The sequence below is a fragment of the Pandoraea terrigena genome (assembly GCF_902459705.1).
Lineage (GTDB): Bacteria > Pseudomonadota > Gammaproteobacteria > Burkholderiales > Burkholderiaceae > Pandoraea > Pandoraea terrigena.
The window spans coordinates 201,807-218,949 of sequence record NZ_CABPRU010000005.1 but is presented as its reverse complement, the minus strand read 5'-3'; the positions used below and the strand labels follow the sequence as shown (position 1 = coordinate 218,949).

General features: G+C 64.8%; 16 protein-coding genes. 8 read left to right on the top strand and 8 right to left on the bottom strand.

Features of this window, described 5'->3' with window-relative positions; all coding sequences use genetic code 11:
• The first annotated feature begins 32 nt into the window (after nt 1-32).
• From PTE31013_RS13215 to PTE31013_RS13195, 5 genes are all read left to right on the top strand, one after another.
• Entirely contained in the window at nt 33-1,466 is a 1,434-nt protein-coding gene (locus tag PTE31013_RS13215; protein WP_150613244.1) for a 3-oxoacyl-ACP reductase, read from the top strand.
• A gap of 2 nt (nt 1,467-1,468) precedes the next feature.
• Nucleotides 1,469-2,416 (top strand): MaoC/PaaZ C-terminal domain-containing protein, encoded by a 948-nt coding sequence (locus PTE31013_RS13210; RefSeq protein WP_150613243.1) that lies wholly within the window; start codon nt 1,469-1,471, stop codon nt 2,414-2,416.
• A complete protein-coding gene (locus PTE31013_RS13205) occupies nt 2,413-3,732 on the top strand; it encodes an acetyl-CoA C-acetyltransferase (RefSeq protein ID WP_150613242.1) in 1,320 nt (439 codons plus the stop codon). Before PTE31013_RS13210 ends, PTE31013_RS13205 begins: the two co-directional genes overlap by 4 nt.
• Nucleotides 3,733-3,851: 119 nt before the next feature.
• Nucleotides 3,852-5,567, top strand: a complete 1,716-nt coding sequence (locus PTE31013_RS13200) for an AMP-binding protein (protein WP_150613241.1) — start codon at nt 3,852-3,854, stop codon at nt 5,565-5,567.
• 14 nt (nt 5,568-5,581) lie between these two features.
• On the top strand, nt 5,582-6,589 hold the full coding sequence (locus tag PTE31013_RS13195; RefSeq protein WP_150613240.1) for a DUF1571 domain-containing protein: 1,008 nt from the start codon (nt 5,582-5,584) through the stop codon (nt 6,587-6,589).
• A 177-nt stretch (nt 6,590-6,766) separates the two neighbouring features.
• On the opposite strand, the gene minE is transcribed toward PTE31013_RS13195, so the two are convergent.
• Genes minE through minC form a run of 3 tightly spaced genes read right to left on the bottom strand, consistent with a single transcriptional unit; the run spans nt 6,767 to nt 8,661 of the window.
• Nucleotides 6,767-7,021, bottom strand: coding sequence for a cell division topological specificity factor MinE (gene minE, locus PTE31013_RS13190; RefSeq protein WP_010808102.1), 255 nt, complete (start codon nt 7,019-7,021; stop codon nt 6,767-6,769).
• Between the two features lie 13 nt (nt 7,022-7,034).
• Nucleotides 7,035-7,850, bottom strand: a complete 816-nt coding sequence (gene minD / locus PTE31013_RS13185) for a septum site-determining protein MinD (protein ID WP_150613239.1) — start codon at nt 7,848-7,850, stop codon at nt 7,035-7,037.
• Nucleotides 7,851-7,893: 43 nt separating this feature from the next.
• Nucleotides 7,894-8,661: a septum site-determining protein MinC gene (minC, locus tag PTE31013_RS13180; protein WP_150613238.1), complete on the bottom strand. Its 768-nt coding sequence runs from the start codon at nt 8,659-8,661 to the stop codon at nt 7,894-7,896.
• Nucleotides 8,662-9,013: 352 nt separating this feature from the next.
• Between minC and PTE31013_RS13175 the strand changes: the two genes are divergently transcribed.
• Nucleotides 9,014-9,202, top strand: a complete 189-nt coding sequence (locus tag PTE31013_RS13175) for a hypothetical protein (RefSeq protein ID WP_010808105.1) — start codon at nt 9,014-9,016, stop codon at nt 9,200-9,202.
• 475 nt (nt 9,203-9,677) lie between these two features.
• On the opposite strand, the gene PTE31013_RS13170 is transcribed toward PTE31013_RS13175, so the two are convergent.
• Nucleotides 9,678-10,391, bottom strand: coding sequence for an SDR family oxidoreductase (locus PTE31013_RS13170; protein WP_150613237.1), 714 nt, complete (start codon nt 10,389-10,391; stop codon nt 9,678-9,680).
• A gap of 185 nt (nt 10,392-10,576) precedes the next feature.
• Between PTE31013_RS13170 and PTE31013_RS13165 the strand changes: the two genes are divergently transcribed.
• Nucleotides 10,577-11,476, top strand: a complete 900-nt coding sequence (locus tag PTE31013_RS13165; protein WP_150613236.1) for a LysR family transcriptional regulator — start codon at nt 10,577-10,579, stop codon at nt 11,474-11,476.
• Between the two features lie 51 nt (nt 11,477-11,527).
• Here the strand turns inward: PTE31013_RS13165 and PTE31013_RS13160 are convergent, their stop codons facing one another.
• Nucleotides 11,528-12,088 (bottom strand): TetR/AcrR family transcriptional regulator, encoded by a 561-nt coding sequence (locus tag PTE31013_RS13160; RefSeq protein ID WP_150613235.1) that lies wholly within the window; start codon nt 12,086-12,088, stop codon nt 11,528-11,530.
• A 206-nt stretch (nt 12,089-12,294) separates the two neighbouring features.
• On the opposite strand from PTE31013_RS13160, the gene PTE31013_RS13155 reads away from it, so the two are divergent.
• On the top strand, nt 12,295-13,011 hold the full coding sequence (locus tag PTE31013_RS13155; RefSeq protein WP_150613234.1) for an SDR family oxidoreductase: 717 nt from the start codon (nt 12,295-12,297) through the stop codon (nt 13,009-13,011).
• Between the two features lie 88 nt (nt 13,012-13,099).
• On the opposite strand, the gene PTE31013_RS13150 is transcribed toward PTE31013_RS13155, so the two are convergent.
• The 3 genes from PTE31013_RS13150 to PTE31013_RS13140 form a co-directional block, all read right to left on the bottom strand.
• Nucleotides 13,100-14,008: a recombination-associated protein RdgC gene (locus tag PTE31013_RS13150; RefSeq protein ID WP_150613233.1), complete on the bottom strand. Its 909-nt coding sequence runs from the start codon at nt 14,006-14,008 to the stop codon at nt 13,100-13,102.
• 78 nt (nt 14,009-14,086) lie between these two features.
• A complete protein-coding gene (locus tag PTE31013_RS13145; RefSeq protein ID WP_150613232.1) occupies nt 14,087-14,554 on the bottom strand; it encodes a cyanophycin metabolism-associated DUF1854 family protein in 468 nt (155 codons plus the stop codon).
• A gap of 18 nt (nt 14,555-14,572) precedes the next feature.
• Entirely contained in the window at nt 14,573-17,014 is a 2,442-nt protein-coding gene (locus tag PTE31013_RS13140; protein WP_150613231.1) for a cyanophycin metabolism-associated ABC transporter, read from the bottom strand.
• Nucleotides 17,015-17,143: the final 129 nt, after the last annotated feature.

Sequence of the window (17,143 nt, the reverse complement as noted above, 5' to 3'; positions counted from 1 at the left end):
CCAACGCCCATCATTCTGAGGAATTCCGCGCCGTGACGACGTCCGACCGATATCTGGCTTTCGCCAACTCCGCCGTGGGCGGCCGCCTGGCCAATGCGCTGGGGCTGCCGCGCCCCGTGCCGCTCGAGCGGATGCCGTCCGTCGACGACACCAAGGCAGACGCACGCGCAACGTCCGCCCCGCTCGCGGTCGTGGGCGGAGCGGGCGACGCCCCGCTGTTGCCGAACCTCGCGCATGAACTGCATCGGCTCGGCATATCAAGCCTTGCCCATGCCGCGCGGCTCGACTGGATCTCGCACGCCAACCAGGCCGGGACGATGAGCGGACGATTCGATCGGAACGAAGGCATACGCCTCAAGGCGTTGCTGTTCGACGCGAGCGCCATCGCCAGCACCGATGACCTGGGCGCGCTCTACACGTTCTTCCACGACACGCTCGCGTGCCTCGACCAATGCGCACGCGTGCTCGTGCTGGGCTTGCCGCCCGCGATGGCCTCGACGCCACAGGCGAGCGTCGCGCAGCGCGCGCTGGAGGGCTTCGTGCGCTCGCTCGCCAAGGAACTCAAGCGCGGCGCCACGGCGCAGTTACTGTATGTCTCGCCACGCGCCCGGGATTCCCTGCATTCCACGCTGCGCTTCTTTCTCTCACCGCGCGCCGCCTACGTGAGCGGCCAGGCCATCACCCTGCGCGCGCCAGTGTTCGAAACACCGCCGATACAGGACCGGCGTCCACTGACCGGACAGGTTGCGGTCGTGACGGGCGCGGCACGCGGCATCGGCGAAGCCATTGCCACGGCGCTGGCACACGACGGTGCGCACGTCGTGTGCGTCGACATCGCGGGCGCGCAGGGCCCGCTCGACGCCGTGGCAACCCGTCTCGGCGGCAGCGCGCTCACGTGCGACATTGCCGCCCCCGAGGCCGGGGCGACGCTGCTCGCCCATCTGGCCACGCAGGCCCCGCGCGGCCTTGACATCCTCGTCCACAACGCCGGCATCACGCGCGACAAGACACTCATGCGCATGAGTGAAGCCCAATGGCAGAGCGTGCTCGACATCAACGTCGGTGCGCCACAACGTCTCAACCAGGCACTGCTCGACGCCAGAGTGCTGCGCGCCAACAGCCGGATCGTCGGTGTGGCGTCGATCAGCGGCATCGCGGGCAATCGGGGGCAGACGAACTACGCCACATCGAAGGCTGCGGTGATCGGCATGGTTGACGCCTGGTCGCCGGTGCTTGCCGAGCGCCACATCAGTATCAACGCCGTCGCGCCGGGATTCATCGAAACGCAGATGACCGCCACCGTGCCGTTCGCCATTCGCGAAGCGGGCCGCCGGATGAACTCGCTCGGCCAGGGCGGCCAACCGGTCGACGTGGCGCAGGCCATTGCGTGGCTGGCGCACCCGGCGTCCGGCGCATTGACCGGACAGGTCGTGCGCGTGTGCGGCCAGAGCCTGCTCGGCGCATGACCATGCCCAACGACCGCCCTCGCAATCCGTCCGGCAAGGCGTCGCCGCCGGCCGCCGAGCCCGCCCCGCGCGACGTTACACGCCTGCCCTCCCCGCTCCCGCTCTTTGTGCGGGCACTGCTGTCGTCGCGCAAACCGGCGCGGGCAGAGCCGCTCCCATCGCTGGCATTCGCGCGACGCAACGTCTTGCTCGATGCGGGTGACATCGCCCGCTATGCGCGCCTGTGCGGCTTCACTGCGTCACAGGGTGTGCCGCCGACGTGGCCGCATCTGCTCGCCTTCCCGCTGCACATGCTGCTCATGACCGACCGGACCTTCCCGTTCGCCATGCTCGGCATGGTGCATCTGGACAATCGCATTCGCCAGCACGCGGCGCTCGCGCCCGGCGAGCGGCTCGACCTCGACGTCCGCTGCGGCCCGCTGTTCGCGCACGACAAGGGGCAAGTGTTCACGGTGCTCACCACGGCGCGACGCAACGGGGTGGTTGTGTGGACGGGGGAGAGTGGTTACCTGCGCACCGGTGTGCGTGCCCCGCTCGGCGCGCCGTATCGGGCCGCGCTGAGCGCCGATCCGTCGCTGGCCAAGAGCGCGGCATGGCACGTGCCGGGCGACCTCGGCCGTCAGTACGCGCGCGTATCCGGCGATTACAACCCGATCCATCTCTGGCCGATCACGGCCAGGCTGTTCGGCTTCCCTCGCCCCATCATCCACGGCATGTGGAGCTTCGCCCGGAGCCTTGCCGCGGTATTGCCCGCCGACGTGCCGTCGCTCGATCTGCGCGTCGAGTTCAAAAGGCCCCTGCCGCTGCCGGGCGAGGTCACTCTCTGGCGCGAGCCTCGCAGCGGCGCCTTCGAACTGCGCGACGCAGCGGGGACGGTACCGCATCTGCGCGGGCGCTGGCAGTGCGCCCCGACGGCGCCGCCTTCTTGCCTGGATCCGGACCTGTCATGAGCGCCTTCAAACCTACCGCACCCGCCCCCGCCCTGCGCCGCGTTGCGATCCTTGGTGGCAACCGCATCCCGTTTGCGCGCTCGAACACGGCGTATGCCACGGCGTCGAATCAGGACATGCTCACCGCAGCGATCCAAGGCCTCGTCGACCGGTTCGCGCTGCACGACCAGTGCCTGGGGGAAGTCGCCGCCGGGGCCGTTCTCAAACACGCGCGCGACTTCAATCTGACGCGCGAATCCGTCCTGTCGACAACGCTTGCCCCGCAAACGCCGGCCTACGATGTCCAGCAAGCGTGCGGCACGGGCCTGGAGGCGGCGATCCTGACCGGCAACAAGATCGCACTCGGCCAGATCGATGTGGCGATCGCCGGCGGGGTCGACACGGCGTCGGACGCCCCCATCGCCGTGAACGAGACACTGCGCAAGATTCTGCTGGAGGCCAACCGCCAGCGCAGCCCGGGCGGCAAGCTCGGTGCGCTCGCGAAAGCGCGTCCCGGCATGTTGTTCAAACCGGCGTTGCCGCGTATCGGCGAACCGCGCACCGGCCTGTCGATGGGGGAACATTGCGAGCAGATGGCCAAGCGCTGGCAAATCGAGCGCGCCGCACAGGATGAACTCACGCTCGCGAGCCATCGACACCTGGCTGCAGCGTACGACCGCGGTTTCTTTCTCGATCTGATGACGCCGTTTCGTGGGCTGCACCGCGACAACAACCTGCGCCCCGACGTCACGCTGGAGGCATTGAGCGGCCTGAAGCCAGTGTTCGACCGCACCGCAACCGGCACGCTAACGGCGGGCAATTCCACCCCACTGACGGACGGCGCCTCGTGCGTACTGCTTGCGAGCGAGGACTGGGCACGCGCACACGACATCCCGGTACTCGCCTATCTGACGTACTCGCAAACGGCGGCGGTCGACTTCTTCCATCCCGACGAGACCCGGCGCGAAGGCCTGCTCATGGCGCCCGCCTATGCCGTGCCGCGCCTGCTCGCCCAGGCTGGCCTCTCGCTGCAGGACTTCGATTTCTACGAAATCCACGAGGCGTTCGCCGCGCAGGTGCTTTGCACATTGAAGGCGTGGGAAGACTCGCAGTACTGCCGCGACAGGCTGGGACGCGCCACGCCGCTGGGCAGCATCGACCGGCAGCGGTTGAACATGAACGGCAGTTCGCTGGCTTGCGGGCACCCATTCGCGGCGACTGGCGCCCGCCTTCTTGCCACCCTCGCCAAACAGCTCGCCGAGCGTGGCGGCGGACGCGGCCTCATCTCGATTTGCGCGGCCGGCGGACAAGGCGTGGTCGCCATGCTGGAACGATAACGCAGCAGACGTTACAGGGGCAGTCACACGCACGGCCCCACCGCAGAAGGCGAGTTGTTTCCAAAGAGGAACCGCTCGACCTCGGGTGTCCGTGCACAACGATATCAAGGGAGACAACCATGGACCCAGCGGTTCAGCACGAACGCGTGTGGCTCGACGCCTATCCCCCCGGCGTTCCCGCCGACATCGACGTCACACGCTACACATCGCTCGTGCAGGCGTTCGACGAATGGATCGGCAAGTACCGGGAACGCATCGCGTTCGTGAGCCTGGGAAGCGAAATCACGTATGCCGAGGTCGCCCGTCACGCGCAGGCCTTCGCCGCGTGGCTGCAGGCGCACGGCGTGCGCAAAGGCGACCGCGTCGCGCTCATGATGCCCAATTGCTTCCAGTACCCGATCTGCCTGTTCGGCACGCTCATTACCGGGGCCGTGGTCGTCAACGTCAATCCGCTCTATACCGTTCGGGAGTTGAAACATCAATTGCAGGACAGCGGCGCGCGCACGATCGTCGCGTTCGAGAACTTTGCGAAAACCGTGCAGGACGCGATCCCGGGCACCGATGTGCGCGATGTGCTCGTTACCCAGATCGGCGACTTGCTCGGCAGTGGCGCGAACGTCAAGGGACGCCTCGTCAACCTCCTCATGCGACGGATCGCGAAGCAGGTGCCGCCCTACGATCTGCCGCAGGCGATCCCGCTGCGCCGGGCGCTCGCCGAAGGCGCAAGGCGCACGCGCGCACCCGTGCCGCTCACGCGCGACGACCTCGCCTTCCTTCAGTACACGGGCGGGACGACCGGCGTGGCCAAGGGGGCCATGCTCTCGCACGGGAACGTGCTGGCCAACCTGTTGCAGACCGAGGCCTGGGCCGCGGGACAACTCGACGGCGACATCGAGGTGAACCTGTCGCTGCTGCCGATGTATCACGTTCTTTCGCTCACGGTGAACTGCCTGGTGTTCATGAGCCTGGGCGGGCGCAACATCCTGATCGCCAACCCGCGTGATGTGAAGAAGGTCGTCTACATCATCCGCAACGAGACATTCACCGGCGTCACGGGGGTGAACACGTTGTTCAACGGCCTGCTTGAGAACGAGGACTTCCGTGCCCGCGACTTTTCCCGGCTGAAACTCTCGCTTGCCGGCGGGATGGCCACACAACGCGCCATTGCCGAGCGGTGGAAGCAGGTCACCGGCAAGCCGATCATCGAGGGCTACGGCCTCACCGAATGCTCGCCGATCGTCACGATGAACCCGGTCGATCTCGCGCACATGGACGACGTCGATTTCACCGGCTCCATCGGCCTGCCCGCCCCATCGACGGACGTGCGCTTCAAGCGCGAGGACGGCACGTGGGCTGACCTCGGCGAGCCGGGAGAGCTGTGCGTGCGTGGGCCACAGGTCATGCGCGGCTATTGGCAGCGCCCGGACGACACCGCCAAGACGTTCGACGCCGACGGCTGGTTGATGACCGGCGACGTCGGGGTGATGGACGCGCGCGGTTACGTGCGGCTCATCGACCGCAAGAAGGACATGATTCTCGTGTCGGGCTTCAACGTCTACCCGAACGAGATCGAGGACGTCGTGATGCTCCACCCGGGCGTTCGGGAGGCGGCCGTGGTCGGCGTGCCGGACCCGGTTGCCGGCGAGCGCGTGAAGCTCGTGGTCGTCGCAAAGGATTCGCAGTTGAACACGGACACCCTGCTCGCGCATTGCCGCGAACACCTGACCGCCTACAAGGTGCCGCGCATCGTCGAGTTCCGTCAGGGTGAACTGCCCAAGACCACCGTCGGCAAGATCCTGCGGCGTGAGCTGCGCGAACCCCAGGGTAACGAGTGAGGGAGACGAATCACATGTCCAAGCACCACGCCTTTCGTGCCACCCCGGCCAGTCGCGTCAGCGCCGTTGCCCTCGCGCTCGCCCTGCTGCCCATGACGCACGTTGCCAACGCGCAGCGTGCATCGAATGCGCTCGCCCAACCCCGCCCTGCGGCGAGCGCGCAAGCCGCGTCGGCCACATCCGCCGCCCCTGTCGTGCCGGCCGCGGGCCATGCGACGGGAGACGCCACTTCAACGGATGCCGAGGTCGTAAACCTGGCGGCGATGCCGGCCGCCGCACAAGCCCAGTGGTTGTCGCGCACGATCAAGAGCGGCGAGTTGGCGAAGCTGAGCGACGAGCGCATCGTCGCCCGCATGCGGGTGATTCAGGCCGACGCGCTCGTCCGGTTCCTGAAAGCCGAGTCGGCCGCGTTGCCCGAATACCAGTACCAGTTGACGCGCCACGAGCGCATCAACGACCAGTGGCAGACCACGCCCGACCGCATGCTCGTGAAGATTCGCGAGACGCCACTCCAGATCTATGCGAAATGGCTGCCCGACGGCGCCCACGCGGGGCAGGAAATCCTCTACGACGAGACGAAAAGGCCCAAGGAGATGTATGGCCATCTCGGCGGCATTTTCGGCTTCGCATCGATCTGGAGCCGCATCGACGGCACGCTCGCGCGTTCACAATCCAACCACACCGTGCGCGATCTCGGCTTCGCGTTCATTGCGGAGCAGATCGCGCACGACGGGCGCAGCTTCCGAGCAGCCGGACTTCCCGAGACACCCGCAAGAATTTCGGTATCCGAATGGAATGGCGTGCGCGTGCTCGCACTGGAGTGGGATGCCCCCGCCGGCCCGCCGCAGCATTACGCGTACAAGTCGCGCGTGCTGCTCGACTTGACGACCGGACGGCCGCGCGGCATCGAAGCGTGGGACGCGGCGGGAGAAAAAGTCGAGGAAATGCGCTTTGAGAAGGTGCGCAAGGCATCGTGGACCGACATGACGTTCGACCCGAAGAATCCCGATTACAAGTTTTGATGGCGCTACCGACGTCGGCGACGACCGGCACCGGCGAGTCGCCCGCTGCTGACGGTGGCACGACAATTGAACGGCGCAAGCCCGCCACCCCGTAAGTGAGGCGGCGGGCTTGCGCCCATGGGCACATCATGTGCCGGCATCCACAATGGCGCGATGACGCCGGCCTGCCAGGACCGTTCAGGTCTGCGGCAGTTCGATCTTCACTTCGAGCACTTCCAGGTTGTCCTGATGCTCGACACTGACCTTGATGTCGTCTTGTGCGATCTTGACGTACTTGGAGATGACGGCGACCAACTCGCGTTGCAATGCCGGCAGGTAATCCGCCGGCGGCGACGAGCCCGCGCGTTCGTGCGCCAGAATGATCTGCAGGCGCTCTTTGGCAACGGCGGCGGTCTTTTTCTTCTCCCCCAGGAGGAAAGACAGGAAGGACATGGGCGGGCGCTCCTTACTTCGAGCCGAAAATGCGCTGCAACAGCCCCGGCTTTTGATAGTCGGTAAAGCGCATTGGCTTGTCTTCGCCCTTGAAACGGCTCACCACGTCGCGATACGCGCTAGCCACGTCGGTGCCGTCGAGATGAATCGCCGGCGTGCCCTGGTTCGAGGCGTGCAACACCGACTCCGATTCCGGAATCACGCCGATGAGCTTGATTCGCAGGATTTCCTGAATGTCCTCGAGCGACAGCATCTGGCCGTCGTTGACGCGCTTCGGGTTGTAACGCGTGATGAGCAGGTGCTCCTTGATCGGTTCGCTGCCTTCGATGGCGCGTTTCGTCTTCGACGAGAGAATGCCCAGAATGCGGTCCGAATCGCGCACCGACGACACCTCGGGGTTCGTCACCACCAGCGCCTCGTCGGCGAAGTGCATGGCGAGCAGCGCGCCCGATTCGATACCCGCCGGCGAATCGCACACGATGTATTCGAAACCCATACCGGCCAGGTCCTTGATGACCTTCTCGACGCCGGCTTGCGTGAGGGCATCCTTGTCGCGCGTCTGCGACGCCGGAAGGATGAACAGGTTCTCGCAGGACTTGTCCTTGATGAGCGCCTGATTGAGGTTCGCTTCGCCCTGGATCACGTTGATCAGGTCGTACACGACGCGGCGCTCGCAACCCATGATGAGGTCGAGATTGCGCAGGCCGACGTCGAAATCGATGACTGCCGTCTTGTGCCCCTGCAAGGCGAGGCCGGCGGAAAAGCTGGCGCTGGTCGTCGTCTTGCCGACGCCACCCTTGCCAGAGGTCACCACAATCACTTTTGCCATCTGTCGATGCCTTCCCAAACTTGAGGATGAATTTAGCTACGAATCATTTGAGCCCGAGGGGCTCGAAAATCAGTTTGTCGTCTACCAGCCGCACCTGCACCGAACGCCCCTGCACATCAGGCGGCAGTGCATATTCGCCGGTCCGATAAATACCGGCGATGGAAATCAGCTCGGGCTCCAGGCAGGTACAGAAGATGCGCGCATCGAGCTTGCCCTTCACGCCTGCCAGCGCCCGCCCCCGCAGCGGTGCATAAATGTGGATATTACCTTCCGCGATCACCTCGGCCCCGTAACTGACCAGATCGAGGATGATCAGATCGCCCTTCGCGTAGACCTGCTGGCCCGAACGCAAGGGCTTGTCGATGATGGTCGAGGGGACGGCAGCGGCCTCAGGCACCACCGGCGCCGATACCGTTGCGGCCTGACCCGGCGCGGCAACCGCCTCGGCGCCCTCGGCCGGCGCCTCGCTGTCCCGGGGCGCGCGCGACATGCGCCGCTCATGGCTGTCCAACCGCGGCAGACCGTCCACCACCGCCCAGTCGGTTTGCTCCGTGTTGGCGACCACACCGATTGGCTTCATGCGAAATTCGGACAGCATTTCGGCCAAGGCGGGCACGGCAACTCGCTCGTCACCGGCCAGACGCCTTACGTCGATGGCGACCGTATCGCCGGCAAAAAACTCCGGGGTCGCTTCGAAACGCTGCGCCAGTTCGGTGCGCAGCGTGTCCAGTTGCGGTGTCTTGACAACGAAATGCAGGGTGTCAACAGCACCGCTGCGTAACTCGAAGTACGGCGTTTTCTTTTGCGGCATGTCAGGTTCTTGAGCGCGAATTGCTGGCAAATTGGGCCATTCTACCGTCCCTTGGTGCCCCGCAAACCGCAAAAGAATGGATGATGCCCATGATTTACCGGATTCGCATCATTATTGCATCGCAGCAACTCACCTCGTTGACAGACCTTTTCGACTGCGCCGCACGCGTCGCGACTGACATTCCAATGTCATGGAGAAAGCCTATAGTGCCAGTGGAAAAGTCCCGTCAGGGACGTGCTGCGAAGCAGCATCGAAAGTGCGAATTTTGTCGCGCAAGTGCCATATTCGTGACCTATCCTTAAAGTCCCTGACGAGGGACCCCCCCTGTGGAACCGCAAACCGGGAGACGACGATGCTGAGTCATCATGAATTTGCCACCCTGATGCTGGTCAAGGACGCTCCTGAGCAAGTGGAGCATAATCGCCCGGACCTCGAATCGTTGCTTGAAAGCAAATTGATCGAATGGGAAGAGTTGGCGTCGGGTGAGAAGTCCCCGCGACTGACCGTCCAGGGCAAGTATGTCCTTCAGGCCGTTGCCTGAGCGCCCAGCCTGCTGTTGAGGTGTCCGTAGTACGCAAAAGCCCGCCGGAAGGCGGGCTTTTCATTGTGCGGGGAGGTGTCCCCCCGCGATACCAGCACGAATCAGCCGTGTCGGACGTCCCGCGTGTGGCGCCGCCCAGTAGGCCGCGCCCCCGGATGCTCACGACACCAGTTGCGATCGACAAGCCAGGCGACAGCCGCGCCGACGACCAGCACGATCACCAACATTGCAATCAAACTCCCTGTCAACATAGCGGCCTCCTAACTTCGACATGGCGGGATGGCACGCCTTCATTCTAGGCAATCCCTATCGAAATAGGTACCCGAAAGTGATCCGGGTATACCGCGTTTGCGTTACATCAAAGACTTCGACGTCGTTGGACCGGGAGGTTGCTGCGATGCAGCATCCCACCCACGACTCGACCCCAATATCTCTAAAGGCAGAGATAGGAGATGTGTCGCAAGGATGCGCGGCGTCAGGCGATCGCACCGCCCGCGTCGATCAACACGGTCGAGCCCGTTGCACTTGGTGTGCCTGCCAGATAAAGAATCGTGTTGGCCACGTCCTCGGCAGCGACCACGCGGCGCGCCGGCAAACGCTCCGCCGCGTTGCGATACATCGCCTCGCGATCGGCCTCGGCCAGCTTGTCCCACAGCGGCGTGACCGTCAGCCCCGGCGACACCGTATTCACACGCACCGGCGACAGCTCCAGCGCCAGCCCGCGCCCCAGCGCCTCGATGGCCGCGTTGATTGCCCCCTGCACCACCGACGCCGTATTCGGCCGCACGCTCAAATAGCCCGATGTCAGCGTGAGCGAGCCCCCGTCTTCAATGCGCGCATACCGCGCCACGTGGTAGGTGCCCCAGAACTTACTGTCAACGGCGGCATGCGCGTCTTCCAGCGAGAGTTTGCGCACTTGCCCGGTCGGGGTTTGCGCAGCCGAGACAACCACGTGCTGCCACGGGGCGTGATTGGCGAAGCACCGTTCGACGGCGGCAGCGTCACCGGTGTCGAGCACCAGGGCGCGGGCGGTCGTGCCGAGCGAGGCGAGCGCGTCGTCGAGCTTCGCCTGATTGCGCGAAGCAATGGTTACGGCCGCGCCGGCCTTGGCAAACGCCTGGGCTGCGGCACGGCCGATGCCTGAGCTGCCGCCGATGACCAATACACGCTGACCTTCGAAATTGAACATGATGAGACTCCTGAAAGCGATCGGAACGAGGGAGCAAACGTGAGACCCGCCGATGGCCGGCCGCTGACGGCACATCCAACACCGGGCACTCAACGTCACGAGGCTATTGTGATACTCATCGCACGAAACGATAATCCCATGAAAAACTGAATGACTCTCTCCAATTTATTGAGAATATCCCTGGGATGATCGACCAGACGCTGGATCTCACCTTATTCGACCGGGTCGTTGCCACGGGCAGCATGTCGGCCGCCGCTCGCGAGATGGGGTTGTCGCTTGCCGTCGTGAGCAAGCGACTCGGGCTGCTCGAGCAGCGCCTTGGTGTTCGCCTGCTCAACCGCACCACCCGCAAACAGGCGCTCACGGACGAAGGACAAATCTTTCACGTGTGCTGCCAGCGAATCCTCGCGGAGATTGCCGAGACCGAGCGGCTGATGACGCGACAGGCGGGCACCGTCGGTGGCGTGCTTCGCATCACCGCGCCACGCGCCTTCGGCCGTCGTCACCTTGCTCCGCTGCTCGTGGCGTTTCGCGAACGGCATCCGGACCTGAGGGTGCATCTCGAGCTGAGCGACCTATGGGTCGATCTGGTCGCGCATGGCATCGACGTGGCCATCCGCGTCGGCACCCTGCCCGACTCCAGTCTCGTCGCGCAGGAACTGGCCCCGAATTACCGCGTGCTGGTCGCGTCGCCGGACTATCTGGCGCGGCGCGGCACGCCGCAGGATGCCGGCGACTTGCAACAGCACGACTGCATCCTGTTCGGCAATGCCCCGCACGGCGACTGGCGATTCGTGTGGCAATCCGAAATGTTGCGTATCCAGGTCCGTGATACCTATGTCGTCGACGACGGGGATACCGCCCATGAATTGGCGCTGCATGGCGCGGGCATCACACAGAAATCCATCTGGGACGTGGGTGACGATATCAAGGCGGGGCGTCTCGAGCGTGTATTGCCCTGGCTGCAAATTCCTGCGTCGCCGCTGCATGCCGTCTATCCGCACAGCCGGCATCTCGCACCGCGCACGCGAGCCTTCGTCGACTTCCTGCGCGATCGGTTGCGCGCCACATGGCGCTGGTCGTAGCGCTGAGGCGTATCGCGCCTCCCGTCTGACAGGACGCTCCGCGCGCCGCGTTCAGCCGTCGCTGTCAGTATTGCGCGCGCCGAGCGCTTCGCGTCCAGCGGCCAGCAACGCCTCGGAGAGCACCGGATCCGCCGTCACCACCGCACGCGACAGCACGAGCGTGCCCACCATCTGGGCAAAACGTGCCATCGCGGTCCGGCTCGCCTGGGCCGGACTCAACCCCCGCTCGATGCCGGCTGTCGTCATCCGGCCGATCATCGCTGCCAGCCCCTTCGCGTAGCACGCCTGCGCCTGGTCGCCGATGCGCGGCGCATCTCCCGCAAATCCGGCCATCGGACAGCCGCATGCGACGTCGTCCCGGTGTGCCGCCGACAGATACGCTTCGGCATCCGTCAGCATGCCCTCACCGGCCGCCACCGCACGCGACATCACGGCCGCCACCAGGGCGTCTTTCGACTTGAAGTGGTTGTAGAACCCCCCCTGAGTGAATCCCGCCTCCTTCATCAGCGCCGTCAGTCCCACGGCATCCACACCGTGCTCACGAAATAGCCGCTCGGCGGCCCCGATAATCGCCTCGCGGTTTTCCGCAGCCTGCTCTCTTGAAATGCCCATTCCGTGCTCCCTCCAACGCTTGTTCGTCACATCGCCCTATCGCAGCGATCGAAAAAGACAATTACGATCACCATTGACATATCGACGCCACCGCCGGCACAATGCCTCATCATGACGATTGCAATCACCATTGTCATGCAGTATAGCCCAACCTTCGCGCCGTTCACATGACTGGCGTGGTCCGATTTCCTGACTGGAGTACTGAAATGAAGCTCAAAGATGCTGTCGTATTCGTAACGGGTGCCAACCGTGGCCTGGGACTGGCGTTTGCGCAACACGCGCTTGAACGCGGCGCGAAGAAGGTCTACGCCGGTTCACGCGATCCGTCGAAAGTTACGCTGCCGGGCGTCATCCCGGTCAAGCTCGACGTCAACAACCCGGACGACGTGGCGGCTGCGGCGAACCTGGCGGGCGACGTCACGCTGCTCATCAACAATGCCGGGATTGCACGCCTCACCGAAGGGCTGACCGCGCCCGGCGCTGTCGGAATGCTGCGCGAGACGCTTGAGACGAACCTGTTCGGCGTGCTCGGCATGACGCAGGCGTTCGCCCCTGCCTTGGGGCGCAATGGCGGCGGCGCGCTGCTCAACGTTCTGTCGATCGTGAGCTGGATCAGCTCGGACGTGCTCCCCGAATACTCGATCACGAAGTCCGCGGCCTGGTCCCTGACCAACGGCTTGCGCAAGGCACTGCAGGCCCAGAATACCCAAGTCGTCGGTTTGCACGCGGGCTATATCGATACCGACCTCACGCGCGGATTCGACACCGACAAGATCGCCCCGTCCGATGTGGTGCGTCAGGCGTACGACGCCATCGAGGCAGGCGAACAAGAGGTCTGCGTTGACGAAGGCACGCGCCAGGTCAAGCAAGCGCTGTCGCTGGGTGTCTACCTGCAGGAGCCGGCGGCACCGACGCTGCCGTAACCGGTTAGCGCGCTCAACGAAAAAACGCCGCGACGCCCTTTCGGGCCATCGCGGCGTTCGCGTTGCCGCGACGACAGACAAATGTGCGTCAGGCCGCCTTGTCCATCTGACGCTCCCCGCCTACCGCCTCGATAAGATCGTCGAGCATGCGGGCGAGTTCGCCGGTCATGAGCGCGACGTCGGCGTCGAACTTCTCGGCTTCACCTTCAGCGGTCGGGTCGGCGGCATCCTTGATGATGTCGAGCGGCGTGACACGCTTGATGACGAACGCATCGGTCAGCACGAAGGAGATACGGTCGTTCCACGTCATCGCCAGCTTGGTGCAGCGCTTGCCGGCCTCGATGTGCTGACGGACATCGGCCCCGTCGAGCGGGTGACGCACATAGCGCACCGCCGCCTTCTCGTCGGTATTCGAGCGCAGTTCCACGTCCTGATCGACGCTGAAGCCGCCCGGCGCCTCGTTGCCCGCGAGCCACGACGTCATCACCGCGACGGGCGCCTCGTTGAGTTCCACGTTCTCGAGCGTGATATCGAGCGTCTTGAGCACCAGGCTGCGCACTTCGTCGGCCTTCGCGGGCGATGCGGCGTCGATCACGAGCCAGCGATTGGCCGGGTCGATCCACACGCGCGTGTCGCGACGAATCCCAAACGCACGCGGCAGCAGTTCGTCGGTGACCTGCTCCTTGAGTTCGCGCATCTGCTTGCGACCCGGCTTGAAGCCTTGCTGCTCCTCCAGCTCGGCTGCTTTGGCGCGCGTGACCTGATTCACGACGGTGGACGGCAGCAGCTTCTTCTCGGCACGATAGGCGAGCAGGAACTGGCGGTTGATGCTGTGCACCAGTTCGCCACCCTCACGCGGCGGCGCCCAGCCTTGCACTTGCATCTCGAGACTGCCGCCTTCGCGGAAGGCGTGCTTTTCCAACGCCGCTTCCATCTGCGCGACGCTCATGGACCAACCGGCAGGAATTCGGTGCAACTGAAGATTCTTGAACCACATTGGCATCACCGCAAAAAGCAAAAGCCGCAATGTTACCAGTGCCGGACGGCACGGCGAAATTTGGCCATGGGAATCGTGTCAGAGGAAGCGATCGAGAATCTTCCGGCTCGGCTTGTCGAGCGCACCTGTGTCGCGGATCAGGAAGTGAATGCCGTGACTGTCGGTGATGAGCAACGTCGAGCCGCCCAGTCGCCGAATGTCCTCTTCGCCACGCAGCACGAACGCGGCCTCGCCGCGGTTCGTCTCGACGGTCCAGGTGCTGGGCGTCGCATATGTCGAAACGCGCTTGATGCGCCGCACCTCAGGCATGAACTCACGCGTGGCGAGTTCCTCCTGTAATACTGCACGCATTGCGACGGGCAGCACGTCGAGCGAGTCGAGCCAGACCAGCTCGCGCCCCTCGGTGCTCACGAGCGCAAGGCCCTCATCTGGCGCCGCAATCGGAAACGCGCGCACGGGCACCACGCCTTCATGGGCGATGCCCGCCGCGTCGGTCAGCACCAGACGACCGAACGCGTTACGCGACAAGGTGAAATCAATCTGCATGAGTGTCTTCGCGAACGTTCAGTTGACGGATAGCGGCTGCGCCGGTGCCGCGCTCACGGCCGCCACTGCGGCGGCGGCCTCGGCCGTCTCGAGCGCCGCGTCGAGATCCGTATCGACATTGCGCTGCTGGGCCTGGTACAGCTTGTAGTAGGCGCCTTCGCGGGCCATCAGCGCGTCGTGGTTGCCCACTTCGACGATCTTGCCGCGATCGAGCACCACCAACCGGTCAGCCTTGCGCAGCGTCGACAGGCGGTGCGCAATGGCGATCGTCGTGCGGCCCTTGACGAGGTTGTCGAGCGCCTTCTGGATTTCCTTCTCGGTTGCGGTGTCGACCGACGACGTCGCCTCGTCGAGAATCAGAATGCGCGGGTCGATCAACAGCGCGCGCGCGATAGAGATACGTTGGCGCTCGCCGCCCGAGAGCGCCTGCCCGCGTTCGCCGACGAGCGAATCGTAGCCGTGCGGCAGACGCAGGATGAACTCGTGTGCATGCGCCGCGCGTGCCGCAGCCACGATCTCGGCGCGCGTCGCATTCGGCTTGCCGTAGGCGATGTTCTCGGCGATCGTGCCGAAGAACAGGAACGGCTCCTGCAACACCAGACCGACGTTGCGGCGGAAGTCCGAGACCGGCAACGCACGAATGTCCACCCCGTCGATCTGGATCGAGCCTTCGGCCACGTCATAGAAGCGGCAGATCAGGTTGACCAGCGTGCTCTTGCCGGAACCGCTGTGACCCACCAGACCGATCATCTCGCCCGGCGCGATGCGCAGATCCATGCCTCGGATCACCGCTCGGTTGCCATAACGAAAGCCGATGGCGCGCAAGTCGATGGCGCCCTTCACTTCCTTCAGATGCACCGGGTTGACCGGCTCGGGAACGTTCGAGACGTGATCGAGGATGTCGAAGATGCGCTTCGCGCCCGCCGCCGCCTTCTGCGTGACCGACACGATACGGCTCATCGAATCGAGGCGTGTGTAGAAGCGGCTGATGTAGGTGAGGAACGCGGTGAGCACACCGACGGTGATTTCATGCTTCGAGACCTGCCAGATCCCGAAGATCCACACGACCAGCAGCCCCACCTCGGTGAGGAACGTGACCGTCGGCGAGAACAGCGACCAGACCTTGTTCACGCGGTCGTTGACCACGAGGTTGTGACGGTTGGCTTCCTTGAAGCGCGCGACCTCGCGGTTCTCCTGCGCAAACGCCTTGACCACGCGAATGCCCGGAATGGTATCGGCCAGCACGTTGGTGATTTCCGACCAGATCCGGTCGACCTTCTCGAAGCCATGGCGCAACCGGTCGCGCACGAGATGGATCAGCCAGGCAATGAACGGCAGAGGCAACAGCGTCACCGCGGCCAGCCACGGATTGATCGACACCAGGATCACCGACGTCATGACGATCATCAGCACATCCGTGGCGAAGTCGAGCAGGTGCAGCGAGAGGAACACGCAGATGCGGTCGCTCTCCGAGCCGATGCGCGCCATCAGGTCGCCCGTGCGCTTGCCACCGAAATACTCCAGCGAGAGGCGCAGCAGATGCGAGTATGTTGCGGTGCGCAGGTCGGCACCGATGCGCTCCGACACCTTGGCCAGCAGATACGTACGCGCCCAACCCAGAATCCAGGCCACCACGCCGGCGCCCAGCAGGCCCGACAAGTAAATTCCCACCAGGTGGTAATCGATCGGCTTGCCGTTCTGGAACGGGATCAGCACGTTGTCCATGAGCGGCATCGTCAGATACGGCGGGATCAACGTGGCGCCCGTGCCACAAAGCGTGAGCAGGAAGCCAGCCAGCAACTCGAAGCGATACGGCCGCGCGAATCGCCACAGGCGCAGCAATGCCCATGTCGACGGTGGGGCTTCGACTTCCGGGTTGCATTGCGGACACTCGTCGGCGCCGGGCGGCAGTTCCGCCTGACAGATCGGGCAGGTGCCCACCTCGTCCGGTACCTGGCTCGCGGCGTCGCCTGCCACGCGTGCGTCGCGCTGGCGCACGACGGTGTCCAACAGCGTCAGCGCCGCCGGATTGTGGCCCAGCGTATAGCGCCAGTTCGCCAGCTTCGCGTGGGCGTCGCACAACTCCAGCGCCCCCACGCCCGCATGATCGGTATGCGTGAGCGACAGGTCGGCGCGATACGGCCACGACCGCCAGTGCGACCCGGCGCCTGTTTGCCCATGCGCATCGCGCTGCGCCTCGCGCGAGAGGATCCGGTGTTCGGTCGCAACGACCACGCCGCGTGCGAAGTGCAGTTGTGCGTCGAGATCGACCGTCAGCCAGGCCAGTACGGTCTCGCCGTCCGCCAGTTGCGCGGCGACATCGGGGTACCAGGGCTCGGCGGCCGCCTGTCGGCCGGCCGCGGATAACGCAGACGCAGCGCCGGACGCGCCGCAGGAGCCGCTCTCGGAAGAGGCGGCCGGGGCGGCGGACGGTGCCGTCGGAGTGGGGGTGTCAGTCATTGCTGCGGCAGACGTGTCCTCAAGGGGCGGACATCGAGGCAAACGAGGAAAAATCGAGGCGGACTTTCCCTGTCAGTCCGCGAAATTGCCGCAAGTATAACCACAGCGACGCTTTTTGCGGCGCGGAGT

What these genes read in the sequence shown, in the direction of transcription:
- PTE31013_RS13210 (WP_150613243.1), top strand. Translation starts at nt 1,469, where the DNA reads ATGCCCAACGACCGCCCTCGCAATCCGTCCGGCAAGGCGTCGCCGCCG.
- PTE31013_RS13205 (WP_150613242.1), top strand. Translation starts at nt 2,413, where the DNA reads ATGAGCGCCTTCAAACCTACCGCACCCGCCCCCGCCCTGCGCCGCGTT.
- PTE31013_RS13200 (WP_150613241.1), top strand. Translation starts at nt 3,852, where the DNA reads ATGGACCCAGCGGTTCAGCACGAACGCGTGTGGCTCGACGCCTATCCC.
- PTE31013_RS13195 (WP_150613240.1), top strand. Translation starts at nt 5,582, where the DNA reads ATGTCCAAGCACCACGCCTTTCGTGCCACCCCGGCCAGTCGCGTCAGC.
- minE (WP_010808102.1), bottom strand. Translation starts at nt 7,021, where the DNA reads ATGTCCTTCCTGTCTTTCCTCCTGGGGGAGAAGAAAAAGACCGCCGCC.
- minD (WP_150613239.1), bottom strand. Translation starts at nt 7,850, where the DNA reads ATGGCAAAAGTGATTGTGGTGACCTCTGGCAAGGGTGGCGTCGGCAAG.
- minC (WP_150613238.1), bottom strand. Translation starts at nt 8,661, where the DNA reads ATGCCGCAAAAGAAAACGCCGTACTTCGAGTTACGCAGCGGTGCTGTT.
- PTE31013_RS13175 (WP_010808105.1), top strand. Translation starts at nt 9,014, where the DNA reads ATGCTGAGTCATCATGAATTTGCCACCCTGATGCTGGTCAAGGACGCT.
- PTE31013_RS13170 (WP_150613237.1), bottom strand. Translation starts at nt 10,391, where the DNA reads ATGTTCAATTTCGAAGGTCAGCGTGTATTGGTCATCGGCGGCAGCTCA.
- PTE31013_RS13165 (WP_150613236.1), top strand. Translation starts at nt 10,577, where the DNA reads ATGATCGACCAGACGCTGGATCTCACCTTATTCGACCGGGTCGTTGCC.
- PTE31013_RS13160 (WP_150613235.1), bottom strand. Translation starts at nt 12,088, where the DNA reads ATGGGCATTTCAAGAGAGCAGGCTGCGGAAAACCGCGAGGCGATTATC.
- PTE31013_RS13155 (WP_150613234.1), top strand. Translation starts at nt 12,295, where the DNA reads ATGAAGCTCAAAGATGCTGTCGTATTCGTAACGGGTGCCAACCGTGGC.
- PTE31013_RS13150 (WP_150613233.1), bottom strand. Translation starts at nt 14,008, where the DNA reads ATGTGGTTCAAGAATCTTCAGTTGCACCGAATTCCTGCCGGTTGGTCC.
- PTE31013_RS13145 (WP_150613232.1), bottom strand. Translation starts at nt 14,554, where the DNA reads ATGCAGATTGATTTCACCTTGTCGCGTAACGCGTTCGGTCGTCTGGTG.
- PTE31013_RS13140 (WP_150613231.1), bottom strand. Translation starts at nt 17,014, where the DNA reads ATGACTGACACCCCCACTCCGACGGCACCGTCCGCCGCCCCGGCCGCC.